This window comes from Larkinella humicola (genome assembly GCF_008727875.1).
In the GTDB taxonomy this organism is placed as follows: domain Bacteria; phylum Bacteroidota; class Bacteroidia; order Cytophagales; family Spirosomataceae; genus Larkinella; species Larkinella humicola.
Genome location: NZ_VTWS01000010.1, coordinates 1 through 21,900 on the forward strand (window position 1 = coordinate 1; position 21,900 = coordinate 21,900).

Annotated in this window: 15 protein-coding genes; 2 read left to right on the forward strand and 13 right to left on the reverse strand. The window is 52.1% G+C overall.

Features of this window, described 5'->3' with window-relative positions; all coding sequences use genetic code 11:
• Positions 1-395: 395 nt before the first annotated feature.
• A complete protein-coding gene (locus tag F0P93_RS27775) occupies positions 396-1,550 on the forward strand; it encodes a hypothetical protein (RefSeq protein WP_150881075.1) in 1,155 nt (384 codons plus the stop codon).
• A gap of 99 nt (positions 1,551-1,649) precedes the next feature.
• Here the strand turns inward: F0P93_RS27775 and F0P93_RS27780 are convergent, their stop codons facing one another.
• The 12 genes from F0P93_RS27780 to F0P93_RS27835 all read right to left on the reverse strand — a co-directional run bounded on the left by F0P93_RS27780 (position 1,650) and on the right by F0P93_RS27835 (position 19,107).
• Positions 1,650-3,044, reverse strand: coding sequence for an HmuY family protein (locus F0P93_RS27780; RefSeq protein ID WP_150881076.1), 1,395 nt, complete (start codon positions 3,042-3,044; stop codon positions 1,650-1,652).
• Positions 3,045-3,153: 109 nt separating this feature from the next.
• Positions 3,154-5,427: a TonB-dependent receptor gene (locus F0P93_RS27785; protein ID WP_150881077.1), complete on the reverse strand. Its 2,274-nt coding sequence runs from the start codon at positions 5,425-5,427 to the stop codon at positions 3,154-3,156.
• A 275-nt stretch (positions 5,428-5,702) separates the two neighbouring features.
• Entirely contained in the window at positions 5,703-6,911 is a 1,209-nt protein-coding gene (locus tag F0P93_RS27790) for a hypothetical protein (protein ID WP_150881078.1), read from the reverse strand.
• Between the two features lie 87 nt (positions 6,912-6,998).
• Positions 6,999-8,294 carry a sensor histidine kinase gene (locus tag F0P93_RS27795; RefSeq protein WP_150881079.1) on the reverse strand — a complete coding sequence of 432 codons (1,296 nt, stop codon included), beginning with the start codon at positions 8,292-8,294 and terminating at the stop codon, positions 6,999-7,001.
• Positions 8,295-8,404: 110 nt separating this feature from the next.
• Positions 8,405-9,787 (reverse strand): sigma-54-dependent transcriptional regulator, encoded by a 1,383-nt coding sequence (locus tag F0P93_RS27800; protein WP_150881080.1) that lies wholly within the window; start codon positions 9,785-9,787, stop codon positions 8,405-8,407.
• A 120-nt stretch (positions 9,788-9,907) separates the two neighbouring features.
• Complete coding sequence (locus F0P93_RS27805) at positions 9,908-11,062, reverse strand: ABC transporter permease (protein ID WP_150881081.1); 1,155 nt, start codon at positions 11,060-11,062, stop codon at positions 9,908-9,910.
• Positions 11,063-11,167: 105 nt separating this feature from the next.
• On the reverse strand, positions 11,168-12,412 hold the full coding sequence (locus F0P93_RS27810) for an ABC transporter permease (protein ID WP_150881082.1): 1,245 nt from the start codon (positions 12,410-12,412) through the stop codon (positions 11,168-11,170).
• Positions 12,413-12,522: 110 nt separating this feature from the next.
• On the reverse strand, positions 12,523-13,185 hold the full coding sequence (locus F0P93_RS27815; RefSeq protein ID WP_150881083.1) for an ABC transporter ATP-binding protein: 663 nt from the start codon (positions 13,183-13,185) through the stop codon (positions 12,523-12,525).
• 1 nt (position 13,186) lies between these two features.
• On the reverse strand, positions 13,187-14,689 hold the full coding sequence (locus F0P93_RS27820) for a TolC family protein (RefSeq protein WP_150881084.1): 1,503 nt from the start codon (positions 14,687-14,689) through the stop codon (positions 13,187-13,189).
• Positions 14,679-15,938 carry an efflux RND transporter periplasmic adaptor subunit gene (locus tag F0P93_RS27825; protein ID WP_150881085.1) on the reverse strand — a complete coding sequence of 420 codons (1,260 nt, stop codon included), beginning with the start codon at positions 15,936-15,938 and terminating at the stop codon, positions 14,679-14,681. The genes F0P93_RS27820 and F0P93_RS27825 overlap by 11 nt, the downstream gene beginning before the upstream one ends.
• Positions 15,939-16,184: 246 nt before the next feature.
• Positions 16,185-18,191 (reverse strand): S9 family peptidase, encoded by a 2,007-nt coding sequence (locus F0P93_RS27830; protein WP_150881086.1) that lies wholly within the window; start codon positions 18,189-18,191, stop codon positions 16,185-16,187.
• 274 nt (positions 18,192-18,465) lie between these two features.
• Entirely contained in the window at positions 18,466-19,107 is a 642-nt protein-coding gene (locus F0P93_RS27835; RefSeq protein ID WP_114405714.1) for a cysteine hydrolase family protein, read from the reverse strand.
• Between the two features lie 181 nt (positions 19,108-19,288).
• Between F0P93_RS27835 and F0P93_RS27840 the strand changes: the two genes are divergently transcribed.
• A complete protein-coding gene (locus tag F0P93_RS27840) occupies positions 19,289-20,491 on the forward strand; it encodes an FAD-dependent oxidoreductase (protein WP_150881087.1) in 1,203 nt (400 codons plus the stop codon).
• A 129-nt stretch (positions 20,492-20,620) separates the two neighbouring features.
• Here the strand turns inward: F0P93_RS27840 and F0P93_RS27845 are convergent, their stop codons facing one another.
• Positions 20,621-21,895: a serine hydrolase domain-containing protein gene (locus tag F0P93_RS27845; RefSeq protein WP_150881088.1), complete on the reverse strand. Its 1,275-nt coding sequence runs from the start codon at positions 21,893-21,895 to the stop codon at positions 20,621-20,623.
• Positions 21,896-21,900: the final 5 nt, after the last annotated feature.

Below are 21,900 nucleotides of genomic sequence, written 5' to 3' on the forward strand. Positions count from 1 at the left end.
ACAGTCGTTTTCTCACTACTCCCGGCGTGCCGGAGGTACGCAACTAAGCCTATATCGCGTACCTCCGGCACGCCTGGAGTGCTCAGAATACGCATTTGCTATTAACATCAGACCCCTCCGGGGTCAATAATCCCATAGTTCAAGTTAAATTAAGTTACCGCTGGGGAAAAAACGAAGACAATACAGTAAAAGCTATAGTGAGTAGGATAGAAAAAGCAGGGTCTTTGACGCTGCTTTTTTTTTAATAGAACAATTCGTCAGACCTTTGCACGTAGTAATAAAGAGAAGATAGAGAAGAGAGGAAAGAGCAGAGACTTGGAATCACGGTGTTTGGTACTGATAAATAGCGATCCAAGTCTCTATTTTTTGCTCTATCTTCTTTAATCAAAAAAAACATGATGAGTAAACCGTATCAAATCCGGCGATGGGCCGTTCTGCTGGTAACCAGCTTCACGATTGGGCTGGTTTCCTGCAAAGAAGATCGGGACCCGGCTGCCCGGCCGTCGCTGAACATTCCACAAGTGTACGATAGCGTTGGATATCGTTTTAATTCAGAACCGTTACAGCCTTTGATTCAGCAGTTTGCGAGGTTGGTCGAGGAGGCCCGCAAAGGAGGGCAACGGGGCACATATGTCTCGGAAGAATCGCTCAATGCGGCTTTTACGCAGGGAAATTTCAGTTTGCTTTCCGTCACAACGCCGTATTACGCCAGTCGTCTTCAGGCCCAGAACAACGGTTTTTTTGCTGAGCTATCAAAAGCCAGTGGCGGAACGTTTTATCCGTTTGACCGGAGTTGGGAAGGGGGCGTTTATGGCTCGTATCTGTTTGATGAATACGGTCTGGAAATGGGGCAGCTGATTGAAAAAGGGATGTATGGTGCGGCTTTATACAATTATGCCCTATCGCTGACCAAGGGGACTTTCACCCCGGCGACTGCCGACCAGATTCTGTATGTATACGGGGCCAGTCCGATGTTTTACAACAGCGACAACAGCACGTTTTACCAGAACCCCGACCAGCTGATGGCGGCTTTTGCAGCCCGGCGGGACGATGCGACCGGAAAAGGTTTATACAGTCAAAACCGCCTGGCATTCATTACGTTGCAGGCAGCCTTGCAGGAAGGTGAAGATTACAATACCTACCGGGATGAAGCCCTGGCTGCCATCAAACTGAACTGGGAAAAAATCAACGCGGCCACGGTCATCAATACCATTCACGCCAGTACTTCGATTTTGAATTCAACCGGCCTGACGGAACAGCAGCGGGCGGATGTGTTGCATTTGATCAGCGAAGCCGCCGGTTTCCTGCACGGCTGGCGGACGATTGATGCGGGCAACAAGAAAATTACGGACAGCCAGATTGACGAACTTCTGGCGTTATTAAATGCGCCTTACGACCGTTCGGCTTCGGTCTATCGCTTCGTGACCAATACCGCCGAGGAATTGCCAAAATTGAGCCAGGCCGTTGCAAGAATCCAGGGTATTTACGGATTTACCAACGAGGAAGTTGAGAGTTTCCGCCGGAATTATGTAGCGGATCAGGCAAGATAATAAGTTTTCGGTATTCGGTTTACAGTTTACGGTGGCTGACGCATTCTTTTGTAAGCGCGCGTCAGCCACCGTAAACTGTAAACCGAATACCGAAAACCGTTAGACTTTCTTCACCAGTTTGAATTCGATAGTCGGGTAGCCTCGTACGCCACCATCGGACGAAGTATAATTCAGAAATTTTAATTTATAAACGTTTCCGACGGCGTCTTTGATGACGTAAAACCGATCGGATTTAACCCCCGCAGCGACGCCATTCGGACCCGCTGAGGTACGCCAGTTGCTGCCGATTACGTTGCGTTCTTTCTTGAAGGTTGTTGTCGTGATGTTCGCTTCGGCATAGGCATCATACGTAACGGTGCTGGTCAGAACTTCTGCAGCTTCAACACCGCCCAGGTGATTGATGAAAACAAAATCTGCGTAGGTATATGGAACAGATGCCGTCGCACTTAAAGCCGCTTTATAAGTCGCTAATGTCCATTCGATATCCCAATTGGTTTTCGCCGGTTCCACTTCGGTTAGTCCTTTTTCGAAGGATACATAACTGAAATTTAAATTGGCGTCTTTCGCAACATCCAGGGTCTTAAACGTCGTTTCGGCAATCTGCGCGTATTGCAGTGTATAACCGGTTCCTTTGCGAATCACCCGCACTTTATACCAGGCTTTGGCCGCCGTTCCTGACGTTCCCGGATTGATGATGTATACTTTATTATCGGCATCCGTAGCGGAAATGGTTTTGATGACGGTTTTGGTTACATCGCCTTCCACATCATCCACGTTATCGAAACTGCCCGTTCCCTGGCTCAGAATCAGGATGTTTCGTAAACCGACCGTGTCCGCGGCTGTGACCTGACTCAAGTCGGTTTTGGTCAGTTCCTTGGCCGAAGCACCCGTGGTGCCGTTGATAACAACGCGGAAGTCCGTACCGCCGTAGAAGCCGAGATCCCAGCTGTTGCGGGCCGCCGAAGTCTGGGCGTTGTTGCTGAAATCGACAAAAACCGAGTTGACCGCGCTGGAACCGCCTTCGCCCCCGTTTAATTTCAGTTGCGAACCGGTCGATACAATCGATGAAAACTTCAGCGCTGCCGTGGTTTTTGTGCCGACTAAAACCGGGCTGGCGGCTGATTTAATCGTGAAAGTAATGGACTCTTTCCCACTCAGAAAAAGAGTGGCCGCTTTGATTACTTTGAATGAACCCGTGCTGCTTCCCGCCGGAATGGTAACGGTCAGGCTGTTGTTTGTTGCCGCCGGATCGGTCGTAAACTGGGTGCCGTAAGCAATACCGCTTGGTGCCAGATCGATGGTGATGGCCGTGGCGGTTTCGGCACTTCGCGTCAACGTGAGTTTGATTTCTGTTTCGGTTTTATCCGATTCAAATCCCTGCTCACTGGCGTCAAATTGAACCAGGTTATCGGGTAGCGGGGGATCATCCTGTTTGCAGGCGCTGATGCAGGCACTAAATGCGAGAAATACGAAAATGGAACGTACGGTGTTCATGGATGTACTGATTTATTTGATTTTGATTGTTTTTTAGGTGATGGATGGTTGGCTAATAACGATCGACCATTGTCTATCGTCTATTGTCAATCGTCAACCATCCATCACTTTATTTCGCCCACTGAAAATTTAACCCCAGAAAATAAGATCGTCCATAACTCAGCGGAACGGCTCCACCGGTGCTGTGTGAACCGCCGGTGTCGCCCGACGTATTGTTGAGCCGCGTGACATTGAACAGGTTTTTGGCACCACCATTCAGCGTGACATATTTCGTTATGGATTTGCTGATCGTCAGGTCGGCCCAGTGGTAATCGGCGGTTTCGGCCAGACGCGTGACTGGTTTTCCTTCGGCGTCGGTCAGACTTTCGTACGTCGGCCTTTTGCCGGTGTATTTATAAAAGAGACTGACCTTGGTGTCGATCTTTTGCAGGTGATAGGTCAGGTTGGCATTGACCTCCGGCGACCAGACAAACTCGGGCAAATCCGGGTCATCCTGCGTCAAGCTGTTGTAGCGACCGACGTGGGAAAAACCGACGGTTAACTGGAGATTCTTGCTAGACAGGGTGTTATTGAACGTGCCGCCGGTGGTTTTGAACCGGTCGATGTTGATGGTTTTCATCACGCCCGGATTAGCAGGGTCGTTGCCATACGCAATCAAATCATGGAAATCGTTGTAAAAACCGGTCAGGGTGGACGTAATCCGGAGCCTGCCCGTGGCCACCGACCGCCAGGTAATGGAACCGTTAAAACTATTGGAATACTCGGCTTTCAGATCCGGATTGCCGGTGATAGAATGACTGGCATCGAAGAAGTTAAAATACAGCTCCCGCAAAGCCGGGGAGCGAAAACCGCGGGCGTAGGCCAGCCGCAGATCCGTATTTTTGTGTAGGGTGATTTTCGTATTTAAAGACGGAATAACCGGTGGCGCGTCGTAAACCGAGTTTTTTACAAACCGCAAACCCGGTCGGATGGTGATGGCAGAGGTCGGTTTGAGTTCTGAGGAAACAAAAAAAGCGTAGTCGTTGATCGACGGTGAACCCAGGATTCGGGCACCGCTGGCACGCTCCGTGTTGATGTCGATGCCGGGTTGCAACGAAACCGCCGGCGATATTTTGTACTGGGCCGTGACCCGAAACACCTGGCTGACAAAGTCCGAAACATCCTGCTCGCCCTGGCCGAGTGACAACGTTCGTCGACTGGTCGTCAAATCGAGGGTGGTAGTCTGGGTGCGACGGCTGTAGTCGGTGTACGACACAATACCGTTCAGTTGCAGCCGTTCACTGGCCCGCCAGTCGCCTTGTGCCTGGTGGGTAAACCGGCTGGTGATGAAGTTCTGGTCCCGGGCCTGGTTGGTGTTCACGTTAACAGCACCCAGCGCGTTGATGGTTTCGTCGACCGCATCCATCCGGTACCAGACGCTGAATTTTTCAGTTCGTAACCCGAATTTGACGTTACCCAGCCACTGCTCTTTGGCATGCCAGTCTTTCGTTCGGGTCAACGATGTTCCCTGCCAGCCGCCGAAGTCATTGTGTGTTCCGCCCACGCCTACGTGCCAGCCATTTTTTTGCCAGGTCGCTCCCAGGTTCTGATTGTGAGTGCCTTTTCCGCTAAATCCTTTGTATTCTTTCCCGACGGATTCTTCCTGAACGCGCCCCGACAGAGCGATTCGTTCGCTGCCCGGTTTTTTGGTGATGATGTTGATGATGCCAGCCAGCGCGTCGGTGCCGTAGGAAACCGACATGGGGCCTTCCACGATTTCGACGCGGTCGATGGTGTTGATATCGATCTGGTTCAGGCTCTCGCGGGTGTCGCCCCGGTCGACCATCGGGACGCCGTCAAGCAGGATTTTGACGTTCCGGCCCGACATGCCCATCAATTGAATATCAGAGGTTCCCAGCGTCGCATCGTTGGAAAACCGGATGCCCAGTTCGTTGTTTAACACGCCGATGAGGTTGGTGGCACCCCGCAGCTGAATCCGCTCGCGGTCGATGGTGCGAATCTGGTAAACCGACTGGCGAACGGATTGCGGTTCGTACTGGCCGGTGACGACCACATCGTCCAGTTGGTGGGCCACTTCACGGAGGATGGTTGACGGAATGGTGACGGCTTCTCCGGCTTTTACCCGAACCGGAATGGTTTGGGTTCCGAAGCCAAGCGACTGAATCACTACACTATAACGACCTTCCGGGGCTTCCAGAAAATAGTGTCCTTCCGCGTCTGTGGTGGTTCCATACCGGGTTGTTTTCAGCAGAACCGTCGCCGAAATGGCTGGCTTTCCGTCGGCAGTAACCACCTTTCCGCTCATTTTTCCGGTTAAATCCTGTGCCTGGGCCAGCGTAGTGATCAGTAGGAAACAGCACAGATAGAGGAAGAGGTTTCGCATTGTTAAACTACTTATTCTTATTTGGACTTATTATAAATTAATGCAAAGGTACAACTTCAACTGAGCAATGCTACGGTTCGGGATTTTTTTTGAAAAAATTTTAAAGCGCCTATCCTTTAGTCCGCGATTGGAACCAAAAAGAAACCCGGCCCTTGGGCCGGGTTGTATGCACCCACGATTGGTTTTCAAGGAGTAAGTAAGCGTTCCTTGTCATTTTATTAGTCATCTCGTAGAGAAGAATCCTGGTATAGCGGTGGGTTCGAATCCACCATAGATTAGTCTTCTCCTTTTCTATCCTGCTGAGCACCAATCACCACAATCCGGTACGGTTTACCCGGAACAGAAATCGCTGGTTTGGCCGAAAAACTACTGCGCAAAACCGGGATGATCTGATTTTTGATAGGGTCGGTTACGTATACATACCGCTTCGTGATGCTGAAATCCGGTTTCACTTTGGCATCAGCCGCAATGGCGTCTACGACTTTCAAATCGCGCAGCGCCGAACCGGAAGCGTTGAAACCTTTCAGCATACCGTCGGTCAGCATCGCAAAAACATCCCCATCATTCGAAACTTTGAACGCGTGAAGCTGATCGGTTTTGAGGATCGGTGTCAGCGTATTAGTGATGAGGTCGATTCGATACACGCCCAAAGCGGCTCCGAAACCGTAAAAAGTCTTTGAGCTTTGGTCATAAACGATGGAGCCCAGCCAGCCGGTTCCAAACTCGGACGGATACCTGATCAATTGCTGACTACCGTCTTTATGGACAGACAGAATCCCGCTGGTGGTACCGAAAAGGGCCACTTCGCCATTGCCCACATCGCCGTGAATGCTCGTGACGGCAATTGTCGACTCTTTTACCACAACCCCATTTCCGTCAACGATTTTCACGCCCTGAGGCAACGTCCCGGCAACTGAATGGTCCTTTTTGGTCACGGCAAACGTGCCATTGCTGAACGGAACCACCGCGCCGTGGTGCGGCACATCCACTTTAATCACGTTGGCTTTGGCCCCCGCTGTGTGCAGTTCGTCCTCCGTCGTCAGCGACAGGGAACCTTCGCCGTCATTGAAAACGACGATGCGGTTTCCCCAGACATAAACGTGCGTGGGCAAACTGGCTTCGAGCGTCAGAGCCGCCCATTTGGGTGTTCCTTTCACGTCGGCATGGTCACCGTGGTCGACAATACCGCTGTCGAAAAACCGGACGTGGTGGTTGGCCCGATTGACCACCGCCGAAAACCGTCCGCTGGCGGTTGGATAAAGGGCATTGGAGCCAAACGGGGCCGAAAATTTCTCCGTGGTCTGCTTTGCAGGATTTACCAGCGTCAAATCACCGGTTTCGGCATCGCTGACCAGCAGGCGCGTAAAGGCCGCTTCGTTGTCGGTGGGTTGGACGGTTTTTGAATCGTCGGTGTGACAGGCCGATAGGCTGGCTGCGAGTAAACTCATCATCCAGAACCGGGAAAGTAGCGTTATTTTTTTCATCGAAGTTTTATTAATGCAACCATGTTGCAAAAATAGAAACTACTTGGTGATATGCAACATAGTTGCATTAATAAAAACAAAAACCGCTTACTTCCCGAATAAAATGGTGAATTCCGTCCAGCCGTCCGGATTGGTTTTGAGGGAAAAAGGAAAACCGTGATTGAGCAGAATGTCGCGGGTGAGGGTGAGACCGATGCCCTGTCCGTCGGGTTTAGTGCTAAAGAAAGGATTGAACAGATTGGTTTCCAGATCCGGGCTGATCGGGATGCCATTATCACGGATCATCAGGTGTTCAGAGGCTACCAGTATGTCGACCGTTTGTCCGGCAATGCAGGCTTCAATGGCATTTTTGATCACATTGACCAATACCTGTTCCAGTTGTACGACATCCACCGGAACCCAGACAGAATCGGGCGGTAACGCATGGTGAAGCACAACCCCGCGCGCAGCCGCCTGTGGGTGCATCAATCGGCTCACATTGCGCACCATTTCGTTCAGGTCGACGGGGTTTTTATGGGGCGGTGGGAGCCGGACCACATCGGCAAACCGGCGCATGAAAAGATTCAGGCGGTCGTTGCGTTCAATAGCGATTTGGAGCGCGTGGCTAACGTCCTCCTGATCAGGCGCATCCATGTAGGATTTGGTGACATTCAAAATGGAGTTGATGGCACCGATGGAGTTGTTTACTTCGTGGGCCATCATCCGAATCACCTTGCTGTAGGCTTTTTTCTCGGACTCCAGAATCTCGCTCGTTAATTCCTCGATCAGCATAAAATCTCGCCGGAAACCCCGGTCCATGAAGTGGGAGCGCTGAATCCGGTAGGTTTCAATTCCCGTTCCTTTCAGGGTTCGGGTTTCGCTGTCGTTCGAATGCGCCAATTGGTTCAGCAGCGGGTGGTCGATTTCTGATAAATGTCGTCCGGTCAATTGGTTCGCAGGGCGTTGGAGCAAGGCCGTTGCTTTCGGGTTGGCCGACGAAATCCGCCGGTCAAAATCGAAAATCAGCGTGGCGATGGGGGAGGCTTCGATGAGCTTTTCCAGAAAAAACTGCTGTTCCATTTGTTTGGTGCGTTCCTCACGAAGCTGGTCGATCATGAGGTTGTAGACGTCGATCAGCCCGTCGACTTCGCGGTTGCCGGTGGGCACAAACTTGATCGTAAAATCCTTGTCCTTAATCGCTTCAATACCCGCTGAAATAAATTGCGACGGTTGCCCGAAAGCGCGGTAGATCTGGATGGCTGCCAGCACCGAAGCCAGCACCAGTACCTCCGAAACGATGAACAGCAGCTTGTTTTCCTGAAGCCATTTAAAAATGAGGAAAATCAGAGCCGCGTGGATCGCGATGATGTAGAACAGGTATTTTGTCCGCAGGGAAAGTTTCATGAACCCAAGATAAACGATAGGAACGCGGATTGAACGGATTGAAACGGATTGAAACGGATTTTCACGGATTGAAAAAGATTTATTTATCCGTGAAAATATGTTCAATCCGTCTAATCCGCGTTCCCATCAAACGGGATTCCGTATTTTTCCAGCCGTCGATACAAAGCAAACCGTGTGATGCCCAGCGCCCGTGCCACTTTGGAAACCCGGTTGTTGTAGAAATCCATCGCCCGGCGAATCATCTGGAATTCCAGTTCGTCCAGCGTGATGGTGCCGATTTCGGGTAACCGCACCGATTCCTGCCGGACGGTCGAAAGTGGAACGTGCTTCTGAAAGTCGCTGATTTCCAGTTCGTCTTTGGTGGATAACAAAACCGTGCGTTCCACGATGTTTTTCAACTGGCGGATGTTGCCCGGCAACGCCAGGTTTCGCGCCCATTTCAGCGCCGACGGATTGATGGTCAGCCTGGGCCGCTCGTAGATGGTTTTCAGGTTGTTGACAAAGTAGGTGACCAACTGGGGAATGTCATTGGGTCGTTCGCGCAGGGCCGGAAGTTTGACGGTGATGAGGTTGATGCGGTAAAACAGATCCTCGCGAAATGTGCCTTTGGCGACCATCTCTTCCAGGTTGCGGTTGGTTGCGCAGATGACGCGCACATCGACGGACTTGCTCCGGCTGCTGCCCAGCGGTTCGAAGGTGCGGTCCTGCAAAACCCGCAGCAATTTGACCTGGCTCGACAGATCGAGGTCGCCGATTTCGTCCAGAAAGATGCTGCCTTTGTTGGCTAGTTCAAACCGCCCGACACGGTCGGATTTGGCGTCGGTGAAAGCCCCGCGCAAGTGGCCAAACAGTTCACTTTCAAACAAGGTCGACGAAATACCACCCAGATTGACTTTCACGAACGGTTTGCTCCGGCGTCGGCTGTTCTGGTGAATGGCTTCGGCAATCAGTTCCTTGCCCGTTCCGCTTTCGCCCGTAATCAAAACCGGTGCGTCGGTGGGCGACACGCGGCCGATCGTTTCCAGAATGTCGAGCAGCTTGGCGTCTTCGCCGACGATGTGTTCAAACTGGTACTGCTGGTCGAGTTTCTGACGGCTTGGCGACAGCGGCTGGGCCGGTTTGGGCTGGGCCAGATTTAAAATCGTGCGGATGGATTGCTGCACATAGTCATTTTGCCACGGTTTGGTGATGAAGTCTTTTGCCCCGGCTTTCATGCCCTGCACGGCCAGATCGATGGTTCCCCAGCCCGTAATCAGAATCACCGGAACCGTTGGATAGCCCGCCCGAATCACGTTCAGGAGTTTCAGGCCTTCTTCACCGGAGGTTTCGATGGAAAAATTCATATCCAGCAACACCAGTTCCGGCGTCTCGGCGTCGAGGGCTTCCAGGGCCTGCGCAGGATTCTCAGCGGTTTTCACGGTGAAACCATCCCTCCGAAGCAGGAGCGAAAGGGAGGTCTGAACCGCAATATCGTCGTCGATAATTAAGAGCATGTTAAAAGTTATTTCGCAGAGTTAAGCAGAGAAAATCAGAGTTTAGCAGAGTTTGCATTGAAAAACTTTTTTTCTCTGCTTAACTCTGATTTTCTCCGCTTAACTCTGCGAAACAAATACTTATTCCTCATGCAACGCCACCGCCGGTTGAATCCGTGCGGCCAGGCGACTGGGGAAGAGGGCGCAGAGTGTAACAATCCCGTAAATGACCACGACCGATATGGCAATGGCGGTCAAGTATATACCGGCCTGAATATCGAAGACGTTCATCAATGGGAATTGCATCGCAAACAAGAGTCCAATCAAGAGCGCAAACGTCGCCAGTACCAGGATTTCGCTGATGAATTGTTGCGAAATACCGTTTCCGGTGGCCCCCAGCGCCCGGCGCAAACCGATTTCGCCCCGGCGTTTGGCAATGCTCAGATTCAGAACGCCGAACAACCCGAGGGCGACGTTGATCAGCAGGAAACCCGACACGATCAGGAAGATAATAACCGGCACGAGGGTCAGGTTATGCGTGGTTTTTCGCGAATCCGTCAGGTGGTCGACTTCGACGCTCCAGCCAGCTACCATCGTCGTAATCGCTTTCACCATTTTAGCTTCAAAAACCGCATCGGTCCCCGGTTTTACCCGAATCATCAGCAAATCGTCCCAGGGTGATTTCGCATCCACCAGTTCAAACAACGCCGGTTTGTCCACCATAAATTCGCCCTTCGACTTAAACGTATTGACAACACCGGTTACTTTGAATCGTTCGCTAATGATTTTCCCCACCGGTTTTTCGTCGCCGAACAATTCCTCCTTCAATTTCCGATTGATAACAACCGGCGAGTATTTGCCGACACTATCCGCACTTCGGTACCAGTGCCCTTCAACAACGGGAATTACCATTGTTTTGGCATAATTTTCATCGGTTACATAAAAATCTGCTAATACATGCTTTTTATTATAATCGATGCCGTTGTTCCTCGAACTCTGTGAAAACGGAAAATTGTTGCTCATTCGGGACGCTGATTCAACTTCGGGGTACGCCTTGACTCGTTGCAAAATCATCTCGATTTTTTGGGCGAGTTCGGTGGTATCTTCATTGCTTTTCAGGCTGATGGCCCAGGCATTCTGGTATTCAAATCCCAGCGGTTCGCGGTAATTCCGGACGTTGTACACAATCAGCGAAGTCAGTCCGAAGAGGACCAGAAACGAAGCCCAAATCTCCACCAGCAGCAGCGAGTGAGCTTTCTTCTTGTTCCAGATTAATTTAAAAAGATGTCGGATCATAAGATTATTGAGTGAATGAGTGATTGTGTGATTGAGCGAATTAGTGATTGAGTGACTAACTCTGTGGTAGTGCATCACTCAATAGCTAAATCACTCAATCACTCATTAAGATTTCAGTGCTTCCGCGATTTTGAGTTTTGACATGCGCAGGGCGGGCAGGACGCCGGACAGGAGCCCGAAGACGAGGCAGACCAACAGGCTGACCAGGAATACGTTCAGATTGATGGTCAGGTCGGCGTAGGCAATGATGCCGCTGCTGTTGATGAGTTGTATGACAATCAGGGTTAGAACGAGAGCGATGCCGCCACCGATCAGCGTGATGAAAATGTTTTCGATGATAAACTGCCACATGAGGGTTCGGACGGGTGCGCCGAAGGCTTTCCGGATGCCGATTTCCGAGGCCCGTTCCATGATCCGGCTGACGTTCACATTCACCAGGTTGATGGCCGGAAGTCCAATCAACATGAGCATAATAAAGGCAATGATACCGAAAAAGACGGTTTTCAGTCCTTTGTTGCCGTTGAGGGTGCCGACGAAATTTTCCACATACGGCTCGCTTTTCACTTCCACATACGCATATTTATACCCATCCTCAACGCCCGGCAACGGAATTCGGGCGATGTGGCTCTGAAATTCATCCCGAACGGTTTTGAGATCGGACGTCTTTTTCGCCAGCAGAATCGCCACGTAACCGCCCCGCATGCCGGTTCGCTGGTAATTACTTTTAGGCGTGGTGTACGGATAATACACGTCGGCGTAGGTAAACGGCCGGGTCACCGGGCTGCCTCTCACCACCCCAATAACGCGGTAATGAATGCTTTCTATTTCGACGTCTTTGCCAATTACCGATTCCGCCACATTCCCAAAATACTGCTTTTTGAAGTCATCTGTAATCACAACAACCAGATCGCTGTTGGCAATATTTTGCTCGTTGTAGGGCTTGCCTTCAAGAAAGTCAAACTCGGTCACTTCCCAGAAATCCGCGTCGGTATACTTGGTGTTAAGCTTGATTTTCTGCGAACCCACGTAGGCGTTGGAGCTATTGACAAAGGTACAGATCGTGACCCGCTCGGCGGTTTTCAGCGATTTGGCGTATTCCGTCAAAAACTTGAAGCTCATCGGCCCCGAACTGCTGCCGGTTCTGGTCGAATCCTGGGTTCTCATCTGCATGACGTAGAGCGACCGGTCGCGTTTGGTTTCCGGGTAATGGCTCCCGAACAAATGGTCGAGAAATGAGGTCAGCACCATCAGCACTGTCAGGGTCAGACTAATGCCGAAGAGCGTGATGAAGGTGTAAAACGGATGCCGCAAGAGCACCTTCCAGGCGATTTTGATATAGTTCGTTAGCATTTCATTGAGTGATTGAGTGATTTAGCGATTGAGTGGACGGGTGACTAAGGAAATAGAAACGTATGATCTTTGATCTATTCACTCAATCACTCATTCGCTCAATCACAATTTTATTGCACCTGCGTTCCGTCGAAAAGCCGGATCAATCGATGCGTGCGTTTGGCCATGGTTTCGTCGTGGGTCACCATGATGATCGTGGCGCCTTCGTCGTTCAATCCCTGGAGAATGTTCATGATCTCGTTGCCCATCGCGCTGTCGAGGTTTCCGGTGGGTTCATCGGCCAGGATGATTTCCGGTTTGCCAACAATGGCGCGGGCGATGGCGACCCGCTGTTTCTGTCCGCCCGACAACTGCTTCGGAAAGTGTTTGATGCGGTTGCTCAGGCCCACTTTTTCCAGCGCTTCTTTGGCGTAGGTCTGGCGCGGTTTTCCGTTCGTAGAGCGATACAACAGCGGGATTTCGACGTTATCGACCACCGATAAGTCGTTGATCAGGTGGAAGCTCTGGAAGATAAAACCGATCTTCTCGTTGCGCAACCGGGCCAGTTCCTTGTCGTGGTAGGTCGACACCCGCTGGCCGTCCAGTTCGACGGTTCCTTTCGAGGGTTCGTCCAGCAGCCCCATGATGTTGAGCAGCGTCGATTTGCCGCAACCCGACGGTCCCATGATGGAGACAAATTCACCCTTGCGGATGTTGAGGTTGATGTTGTTGAGCGCCAGCGTCTCGATGCTGCTGGTGCGGTACACTTTTTCGATGTTCGTAAGGTTGATCATGTTAGTATTTGATTTTTTCATTGCGTTCAAAATCGTACAGCGTCAGCAGGCGGATGGTGTAAAAAGCCGTCCAGTAATCCCGCAGGGCCAGAATGGCATCGCGCCGGGCGCGGTCTTTTTCCTGCATGGCAATGCCTAAATCCGTGACGCTCAAATCACTCAGTATAAAGCGGTTCTGGGCAATCTGGTAGCGTTGCTGGCCAATGCCGTCGGCTTCGGTGGTTAGTTTAACCTGCTGCTGGAGCATCTGCAGCAGCGTCACCTGCGTATAAATGGCCTGCTCGAACGTCAGCTTGTCCTGCTCCACGGTTTGCGTCACCAACTGCTGCGTGGCTTTGGCGGTTTCGGTTCGGGCCTGGGCACGTCCCCAGGTCATGATGGGCAGCACAAACTGCACTTCGAGGTATTCCCGATCCTGCGGACGGATGTAAATATCGCCCAGATTAGCGCCCCGGTTTGAGAGACCAAAAGCCGCATTCAGTGTGGCATTCAGGCCGTTGTCTTTGCGGGCTTTGTCCACATCGCGCTGGGCTTCCAGGGCTTTTCGCCGGAAGGCAATGGCGTCGGAGCGGTTGTTGAAGGCTTCATTCAGGGCTTTTTGGACGTCAATGGTAAGTTCGCTAATGTGGGTCGGCACCACCAACTCCAGTTTCCGGTCGTCGCGGTAGCCCATGTACGAACGCAGGCTCAGCGAGGCAATTTCGGCATTCTGGCGGGCCGATGCGAACTCTTTTTTGGCCGTCAAAACGCCCATTTGCAATTGCAGGATGTCATTCTGCGAAATCTTGCCCAGTTCCAGCTTGTGTTGGGCAATTTTATACAGCGTGTCGTTGTTGCTCAGGTTTTTTTCGGCAATCTGCAAATTGACCTGCGCCACCAATAGATCGAAGTAATAACCTGTGGCTGAAACCGTCACTTTCTCCATCGACTCGATGAAAAACTGGTTGCTTTCTTCAAATTTCAACGGCTCAATTTTGCGATCCCACTTCATTTGGTTGAATTGAAACAGCGGCTGCCGGAGTCCAACCGCAAACGGAATGCCGTTGTACAGCCGGTTATTTCGCTCGAAATCGTCAAACCGCTGAATCTGTTTCTGCACGAAAACCGACCCGCCGGTTGGCGCAATGTTCTGGCTCAGCGAGAGATTCAAAACCGAATTGTTGTTGGAAATCGGCTGGAAGCTAATCGTTCCGTCGGGCTGCGTCACCTGGATAAAGGACCGTTCGAAATTGGGCAGCGAACCGTCGAGGCTCAGTTGCGGTTTGAAACCCGCCTGAAACGTCCGGTATTGCCAGTAGCTGGTTTGCTTCTGCGTGGCCGCCTGTTTCGCCGAAATCGACTGCGACTTCGCCATCTGCACCACATCGTCCAGCGTCAGCAACTGTGGCTGGGCTTGAAGGGTATGTCCCAGCAAAAGCAGCACAAGAAGACCAAGACTAATCAGAAGAGCCGTCTTTTTTTCAGTAATCAGCGGCTTGTGCGGGGTAGCGTGTTCAGTTTGCATGGTTGTCGATCGTGATTTCCTGCAAATGCTCGAACTCGCTCAAATCGGTGATGATGACGCGCTCGCCCGGCTGAATCCCGCTTTTGATCTCCACGTAATCGAAGTTGGACAAACCAACCTGCACCTCCCGGCGTTGAGCGATTCCCTGGTTATTCAGGATGTAAACAAACTGATTTTTCTTGCCTTTGAACGCTGGTCCGTTGGCCACCCGAACGGCTTTGGCGGTCTGGCTGGTTACCACGAAGACTTCCACTTTCATGTTGGGCCGGAGCGACGCGTGGTGGTTGTCGTTCAGTTGCACCACAAACTGGATGACGCCGTTTTTCACCGACGGTTTTACCTGCGTAATGAGGCCGCGCAAATTGGTTTCGTTGACCTTGACGATGACCGGCAAACCGGCTTTCACCTGATCGGCGTAGACATCGGAGCAGGAGCCTTCAATCCGAAAACTGCCCAGATCGGCCAGTTTCGCCAGAATTTCGCCTTCGTTGACTGCCGAACCGATGTTCTCGTTCACCCAGGTCAGCACGCCGGGGCGGTCGGCGATGATGTTGGCCTGATTCAGTTTCCGATCCAGTTCGCTCAGGTTTTTTTCCTCGATCTGAGCCTGCAAGGTGGTTTCTTTCAGGCTGGCGCCCATCGACTGGCGGTTGTAGGAAAGGTCGTTTTCCAGTTTTTTCTTTTCCAGTTCGGCAATGCGAAGGCTGTTTTCGGCGCGGGTGACGTCTTCCTGGGTTTGTCCCCCGACTTTCAGCAGGCGTCGGGCATCTTCCAGTTCGGCTTTTAGCCGGTTGATGTTGAGGGATTTGATCTGGTCGTCGGCTTCGGCATCGAAGAGGTTTTTGTTAAGCTTCATCCGCAATTGTTCGATGCTGTTGCGTTTGAGCGCCAACTGATCCTTCATTTTTTCGAATTCGATGAGGGTTAGCGACTTGTCCAGATCCAGAATGGCCTGACCCGGTTTGATCTGCGTGCCGGGGGTCAGCAGGACGCGCCGGATGCTGGCGCGGATGGGGCTGGTGATGATTTGTTCGTAGGCCGGAATCACCTCACCCGTGGCGCTCAGCGAATTCTCGACCGGGCCAATCTCCGCCGTCGCTGTCCGGATGCGCGAGGCTTCGACGGATGTTTTTAAAACACGCCGGAAGAAGTAAATCGCGATTCCGGCAACGACCAGCACGACAAAGACAATGATATAATTTTTGGTCCGGCTTTGCCTGACGATTTCGGGGGCTAATTCTCTGTCCATTTGTTGTTATACCTTGACAGAGACTATCCAAACGATGTGCCAGTTATTAATTCGTTGATAATTAAAGGTTTGTAGTGTTTTTGGTTTTCTAAAAGTGTGCGGTTTCGCACGGGTTGTGCGGGTTTGCACCATAAAAAATGCCCCATTGATACGGGGCATAAATTTTAATTTAGTACAAACCGGCAACCGCTGACAGGGCCTCTGGCCGCTGTCAGGGTTTCTGGCCGTAGCGACGGCCCGGCGCTGTCAGGGTTTCTTATCCGCCAACTGCACGGTTTTCACATCTACCGTGATCTCCTTCAACCGGTTGGCCACGTTCTCCGGCATGGATTCCTGAAACCGGCCGCCCAGGTGTTTGGCCAGAAACTTCTCTGCCAGGGCCAGCATCGCCATGTTGTTGACGGGCCGCGCAAAACCGTGGCCTTCATCGGGCGCACAGAGGTATTCGACCGGAAAACCACGGTCGCGGAGGGCCACCACAATCTGATCGGACTCCGCTTTGTTGACGCGCGGGTCGTTGGCACCCTGTACCACCAGCAGGGGCGATTTGATCTTGTCGGCCGAAAACAGGGGCGACTGTTTCATCAACTGCGCTTTGCCTTCGGGCGTGTTGGGGTCGCCCATGCGCTCGTAGAACGTTTTCCGAACCGACTCCCAGTAGGGCGGAATCGAGTTCAGCAGCGTGATGATGTTGGACGGCGCAACAATGGCAACACCAGCCGCGTAGACGTCGGGCGTGAAGGCCAGGCCCGCCAGCGTGGCATAACCGCCGTAGGAACCGCCCATAATACCGACGCGCTTCGGATCGGCAATGCCCTGATCGATCAGGTATTTGACGCCCCAGGTGATGTCGTCCTGCATTTTTTCGCCCCACTGTTTGTTGCCCGCGTTCAGAAACTGCTTGCCGTAGCCGGTCGAAGACCGGAAATTCATCGACAAAACCGCATACCCCCGATTCGCCAGAAACTGGTGATACGAGTTATACCCCCAGGCGTCACGCGCCCACGGTCCGCCGTGGGGAACAATCACCACCGGCAAATTCTTGTGGTCGAGGCCCTTGGGCAAGGTCAGAAAAGCCGGAATTTCCATGCCGTCAGACGATTTATACCGGATGGCTTCCATGCGCGCCAGGTCGTTGATCGGCAGTTTGGGGCGCGGACGGTATTGAAACGTCAACTCTTTGGTTTTGCGGTCGAACAGAAACGTGGCCCCAGGGTCGGTGTCGCTCGTAGCCGACAGCAGCCAGTATTGCTCATCGTCGGTGGATGAACCGAACAGAATATCGACGCCCGGAAGCTCCCGCAGAATGAACTGAAAGTCTTTTTCAAACAGTTTGTCTTTCCAGTACCGGCGCAGCCGGTCGTCGGTGTAGGTCGTAAAAATGGGTTCCCGGGTTACCTCCGAAATAAGAATGCTTCCGAAATCCACCTTTTTCATCGGATCGGATTCGACCGACTGCTCTTTCAGCGAAACCGGGTTGAGCAGAATCAGTTTCTGAAGATCCGACTTGTCTTTGTTGGTGACCAGATAAAACCGCTGGTTATCCTTGTGAAAACCGATGGGATAGCTGGTTTCATAAATCGTCGTGGAATAGATTTTGGTCATGCCGGCCTCATCGACCCGCAGGATGTCGGAACTGCCATCGGCTGCGGTGCTGGTGGCCAGCCGCAGTTTGTCGTCCCAGTCAAAAATCCAGCCGGTGACCCGGTCGGTATTTTTGCGAACGAGCGTTTTTTCGCCGGTGGTCAGGTTCAGTTTGTAGAGGTCGTGCCAGGCTTTATCGCGGTCGTTCAGGCCAATGTACAGTGTATTGGGATCGGTTTTGGGAACCCGATAAATAGCCGCCCGCACCCCGTTGACATCGGTCAGGTTCCGGGCCGCTGGTACGGTGCTGGCCTTCAGACCCTCGGAAGGGCTGACTGCGTAGATATTGAAATTCTCATTTCCGCCCTTGTCCTGCACGTAAAGTACATATTTGCCATCCCGCGACCAGAAATAATTGGCGATGGGCCGGGTGGTGTCGGCCGTTACCGGTTTGGCCGCTGTGAACGGATCGTCGCGTTTTTTAACCCAGATGTTGCGGGTTCCTTTATACGGTTTGATGAACGACATATAGGCCCCATCGGGCGAGAGCTGCGCACCGATAATTTCGGGATCGCCAAAAATCAGCTGCCGGTCGATAAGGGCCGGAACCTGGGCCATTGCCGCCGTAGCCAGCCAAAACGTAAAAAACAGCAGGGATACCTTCTTCATAGAAAGGGTTGGTCAAGGATGGGCGGGTAAGTTAATGAAAAAAGAAGTTGAAATCGAGGGGAGTGCCATGGAGGGGTAGTATAGGACTTGTATCTGATAATTCTTTATACTTTCGCATTTGCCCCAAAAGGGGATTTAGGGGCAAATGCGAAAGTATAAAGTTGAAAAGAAAATCTCAAATGGTAAATGATGAACGCTACATGTAAAAGTATCCAGGTGCCGTTCACTTTTACATGTAGCGTTCATCATTTACCATTTGAGATTCTTTTCTTCTTTACGCCGAGTATCCGCGTCCTTCAATTTCCGTCACCTTCTCGCCTGACAGTTCTTCCACAAACTGGTCGTGGGTCATCGGTTTGGAGAACATGGGGAAGTTTTTGGCGCAGGCAAATTTCTGCTCCTCTTCACTCAGGGTGGCCGTGCAGTCGGTTAAGGTAATCACTTCAAAGCCTTTTTCATAACCGGAGCGCATGGTCGATTCCACGCAGCAGTTCGTCAGAAAACCGCCCAGCGCAATGGTTTCAATGCCTTTGCTGCGGAGGATGAAATCCAGGTTGGTGCTGGCGAATGCATCGAGGCCACGTTTGCCTTCCAGCACGATCTCGCCCGACTCCGGCTTCACATCATCGACAATCTCGACGCCCCAACTGCCTTTCCGAAACGACTGGCTATCGACCACGCCTTTCAAAATGCCGTAGGGATGGGCCGTAATTTCGTAGTAGCCTTCGTGAAAACTGATTGGTGAATGGATGATCGTGACCCCGGCTTCCCGGGCTTTTGTCAGAACGTCTTTCGTGTTCTCCAGCATGTTGGTGGAGTCCATCACGCCTTTGACGGCGTCGTGCAGGCTGCCTCCCGGCGAGGTAAAATCGTTTTGATACTCGATCAGAACCAGGGCGGTTTTGGATGCATTCATGGCTTGGGGGTTGTGTTAAATGGTGAACGTTAAAGCTAGACAATTCAGGTGGAATAGGAAAGCAATGCGCCCGGTCGGTTGGAATTGTTCGCTCGTCGGCCAAAAATGGCGGTTCACGAAAATCGCCGGGCATGGATGGGCGGGCCGTCCTACTTTTGGCTATTCAATCAGCAGAACGACCATGACGACTCCCCAGAAAGCCCTCATCATCGGTTGCGGCATTGCCGGCCCGGTGGTAGCCCTTTTTTTACAGCAGGCAGGCATTGACGCCGAAATCTACGAATCACAACCCGCCGGTCTGGACGAAGCAGGTGCGTTTCTGAACCTGGCTCCCAACGGCGTCAACGTGTTGAAAGCGCTGGACATTGATCACCTGCTGGAAAAGGACGGTTTTCATTCGGTGGGAATGGATTTCTTCAACAGCGACGGCAAGCAGTTGGCGCAACTGGAAAGCTGCGACGAAGAAGAGCGGTTTGGAAGCCACAATGTCATGATCAAACGGGGGCAGTTGCACCAGATCCTGCGCGACGAAGCCCTTCGGCGGAACATTCCGGTCCGGTTTGGCAAGAAGCTTAACGGGATTCAACTCAACGGTTTTCAGGGCGTAACGGCCCGGTTTGAAGACGGCTCGCAAGCCGGGGGGAATTTTCTGATCGGGTGTGACGGAATTCACTCCCAAACCCGCCAACTGGTTTTTCCGAATGCCCCCAAACCAGCTTACACCGGGGTTGTCGATTGTGGCGGTTTTGCCCAATGCCCGCCCGGTTTGTCGACCTCCGGGGCCATGCAGATGATCTTCGGGAAAAAGGCCTTTTTCGGGTACATCGCCAAACCGGACGGCGAGGTCTACTGGTTCAGCAACGTGGCCTGGCCCAGCGAACCGAAGCGGAACGAACTGAATGCTATTTCCAGCGAAGCCTGGCGGCAGCAATTGCTCCGCAACCACGGCAACGATCCGGCCCCGGTTCCGGAGATTATTCAGTCGACCCCCGGCGACATCGGCAAATGGCCGGTCTACGATCTGCCGTCGCTGCCAGCCTGGCACAAGGGACCGGTTTGTCTGGTGGGAGATGCCGCCCATGCAACCTCACCCCATTCGGGACAGGGCGCATCGCTGGCCCTGGAAGATGCCGCCGTGCTGGCCCAGTGTCTGCGCGATTCGCTGAAGGTGGAACACGCTTTTTCGAAGTTCGAGAGCCTGCGCCGGGAGCGGGTCGAGAAGATTGTCCGCCAAGCCCGGCGGACGGGCAACGGGAAAGTGGCGACCCATCCCGTTGCCGTCTGGTTCCGTGATCTGGTGCTTCCATTTTTCATCAAACAAGGAGCCAAAGCCTCGGAAGCCGTGCTGTCGTATAAGGTTGAGTGGGAGAAGGAAGTAGTTTGAGGATTTTGAATGATAAATGTAAAATGATAAATGTAAAATGATAAATATCGAATGTAAAAGTAAAGAGCATTGTACCGATTAATTTTACATTTGATATTCAAAATTTTACATTTATTATTCCTGAACGAGTCACTCCAGCGCCTGATACACTGCAATTTTAAATTTCCGTCGGAATTCGGTGGAGTGGACGTAGGGCTGCACATTGGTGAAAACCAGCAGGATCAGGTTTTCTTTCGGATCGATGGTGTATTCAGAGCAATACATACCGCCCCAGCCAAACGTACCCGGACTGGTTTCGTTGCCATAGCTGCTTTCTGGTGTAACCAATTGAAAACCAAGGCCGAATTTGTCGTTGTAATTGCTGGTTCTGGCATCGCCAATCTGGTTGCGCAGCATCATCTCAACGGTTTTTCGGCCCAGAATCCGTTTGTTGTTGAAACTGCCGCCGTTGAGCATCATCTGGCAGAATTTGGCATAATCTTCCACGGTGCTGACCAGCCCGGCTCCGCCCGAAAAATACGTTTTGGCCCCTTCTACGGCAAACGAGCGGTAGGCATTGTTTTCGTGCAGGGTCAGCGGTTTTTCGGAGCTGCTTTTGGAATAGAGTTCCACCAGCCGACTGGCTTTGTTGGCCGGGAGATAAAAATAGGTGTCGTTCATGCCAACCGGTTCCAGCACCCGTTCGCGCAGGGCAACGTCCAGCGGTTTTCCGGCCAGAATTTCGATCAGCCGGCCAATGATGTCGGTGTTCAACCCGTATACGAAGGCTTCGCCGGGGTCTTTGGTGAGCGGGCGGGCGGCAATCCGGTTGACGACGTCTTCGAGTTTATCGGCCTGGATCGAATTGAAAAACGGTACTTTGAATTCCGGGCGCTGGTCGAGCGGGTGTTCATAAGGAATCCCGGCGTTGTGACTCAGCAACTGCCGGATGGTCACTTCGCTTTTCGCCGGGCGGGTTTCGTAGGTGCCTTTCTCTTTATCAACGCTCACCAGCACCCGCGGATTTTTGAAGGCCGGAATGTAGTTGGAAATGGGGTCGTCGAGCAGGAATTTCTCTTCTTCAAACAACGTCATCAGCGCAACCGTCACCACAGCTTTCGACTGGGACGCAATGCGGTACAGATCGTCGCGTTTGAGCGGGGTTTTCTTCTCCAGATTGCTGTAACCGAACGCTTTGTAATGAACAATCTTGCCATTCCGGGCGACGAACGTGACGGCATTGGGGGCGATTCCTTTATCGATGAAACTTTGCAGGTAATCATCCAGGCGTTTGAGCCGGTCGGCGGAGAACCCGGCATCGGCGGGGGATTTGGCGGTGGTGAAGGTTTGGGTGGGTTGGGCAACGAGCGAATTACTGAAGACGTAAAAAAATAGTCCGCAAACAAAGCGTAAAATGGTTTTCATGAAAG

What these genes read in the sequence shown, in the direction of transcription:
- F0P93_RS27775 (WP_150881075.1), top strand. Translation starts at nt 396, where the DNA reads ATGATGAGTAAACCGTATCAAATCCGGCGATGGGCCGTTCTGCTGGTA.
- F0P93_RS27780 (WP_150881076.1), bottom strand. Translation starts at nt 3,044, where the DNA reads ATGAACACCGTACGTTCCATTTTCGTATTTCTCGCATTTAGTGCCTGC.
- F0P93_RS27785 (WP_150881077.1), bottom strand. Translation starts at nt 5,427, where the DNA reads ATGCGAAACCTCTTCCTCTATCTGTGCTGTTTCCTACTGATCACTACG.
- F0P93_RS27790 (WP_150881078.1), bottom strand. Translation starts at nt 6,911, where the DNA reads ATGAAAAAAATAACGCTACTTTCCCGGTTCTGGATGATGAGTTTACTC.
- F0P93_RS27795 (WP_150881079.1), bottom strand. Translation starts at nt 8,294, where the DNA reads ATGAAACTTTCCCTGCGGACAAAATACCTGTTCTACATCATCGCGATC.
- F0P93_RS27800 (WP_150881080.1), bottom strand. Translation starts at nt 9,787, where the DNA reads ATGCTCTTAATTATCGACGACGATATTGCGGTTCAGACCTCCCTTTCG.
- F0P93_RS27805 (WP_150881081.1), bottom strand. Translation starts at nt 11,062, where the DNA reads ATGATCCGACATCTTTTTAAATTAATCTGGAACAAGAAGAAAGCTCAC.
- F0P93_RS27810 (WP_150881082.1), bottom strand. Translation starts at nt 12,412, where the DNA reads ATGCTAACGAACTATATCAAAATCGCCTGGAAGGTGCTCTTGCGGCAT.
- F0P93_RS27815 (WP_150881083.1), bottom strand. Translation starts at nt 13,185, where the DNA reads ATGATCAACCTTACGAACATCGAAAAAGTGTACCGCACCAGCAGCATC.
- F0P93_RS27820 (WP_150881084.1), bottom strand. Translation starts at nt 14,689, where the DNA reads ATGCAAACTGAACACGCTACCCCGCACAAGCCGCTGATTACTGAAAAA.
- F0P93_RS27825 (WP_150881085.1), bottom strand. Translation starts at nt 15,938, where the DNA reads ATGGACAGAGAATTAGCCCCCGAAATCGTCAGGCAAAGCCGGACCAAA.
- F0P93_RS27830 (WP_150881086.1), bottom strand. Translation starts at nt 18,191, where the DNA reads ATGAAGAAGGTATCCCTGCTGTTTTTTACGTTTTGGCTGGCTACGGCG.
- F0P93_RS27835 (WP_114405714.1), bottom strand. Translation starts at nt 19,107, where the DNA reads ATGAATGCATCCAAAACCGCCCTGGTTCTGATCGAGTATCAAAACGAT.
- F0P93_RS27840 (WP_150881087.1), top strand. Translation starts at nt 19,289, where the DNA reads ATGACGACTCCCCAGAAAGCCCTCATCATCGGTTGCGGCATTGCCGGC.
- F0P93_RS27845 (WP_150881088.1), bottom strand. Translation starts at nt 21,895, where the DNA reads ATGAAAACCATTTTACGCTTTGTTTGCGGACTATTTTTTTACGTCTTC.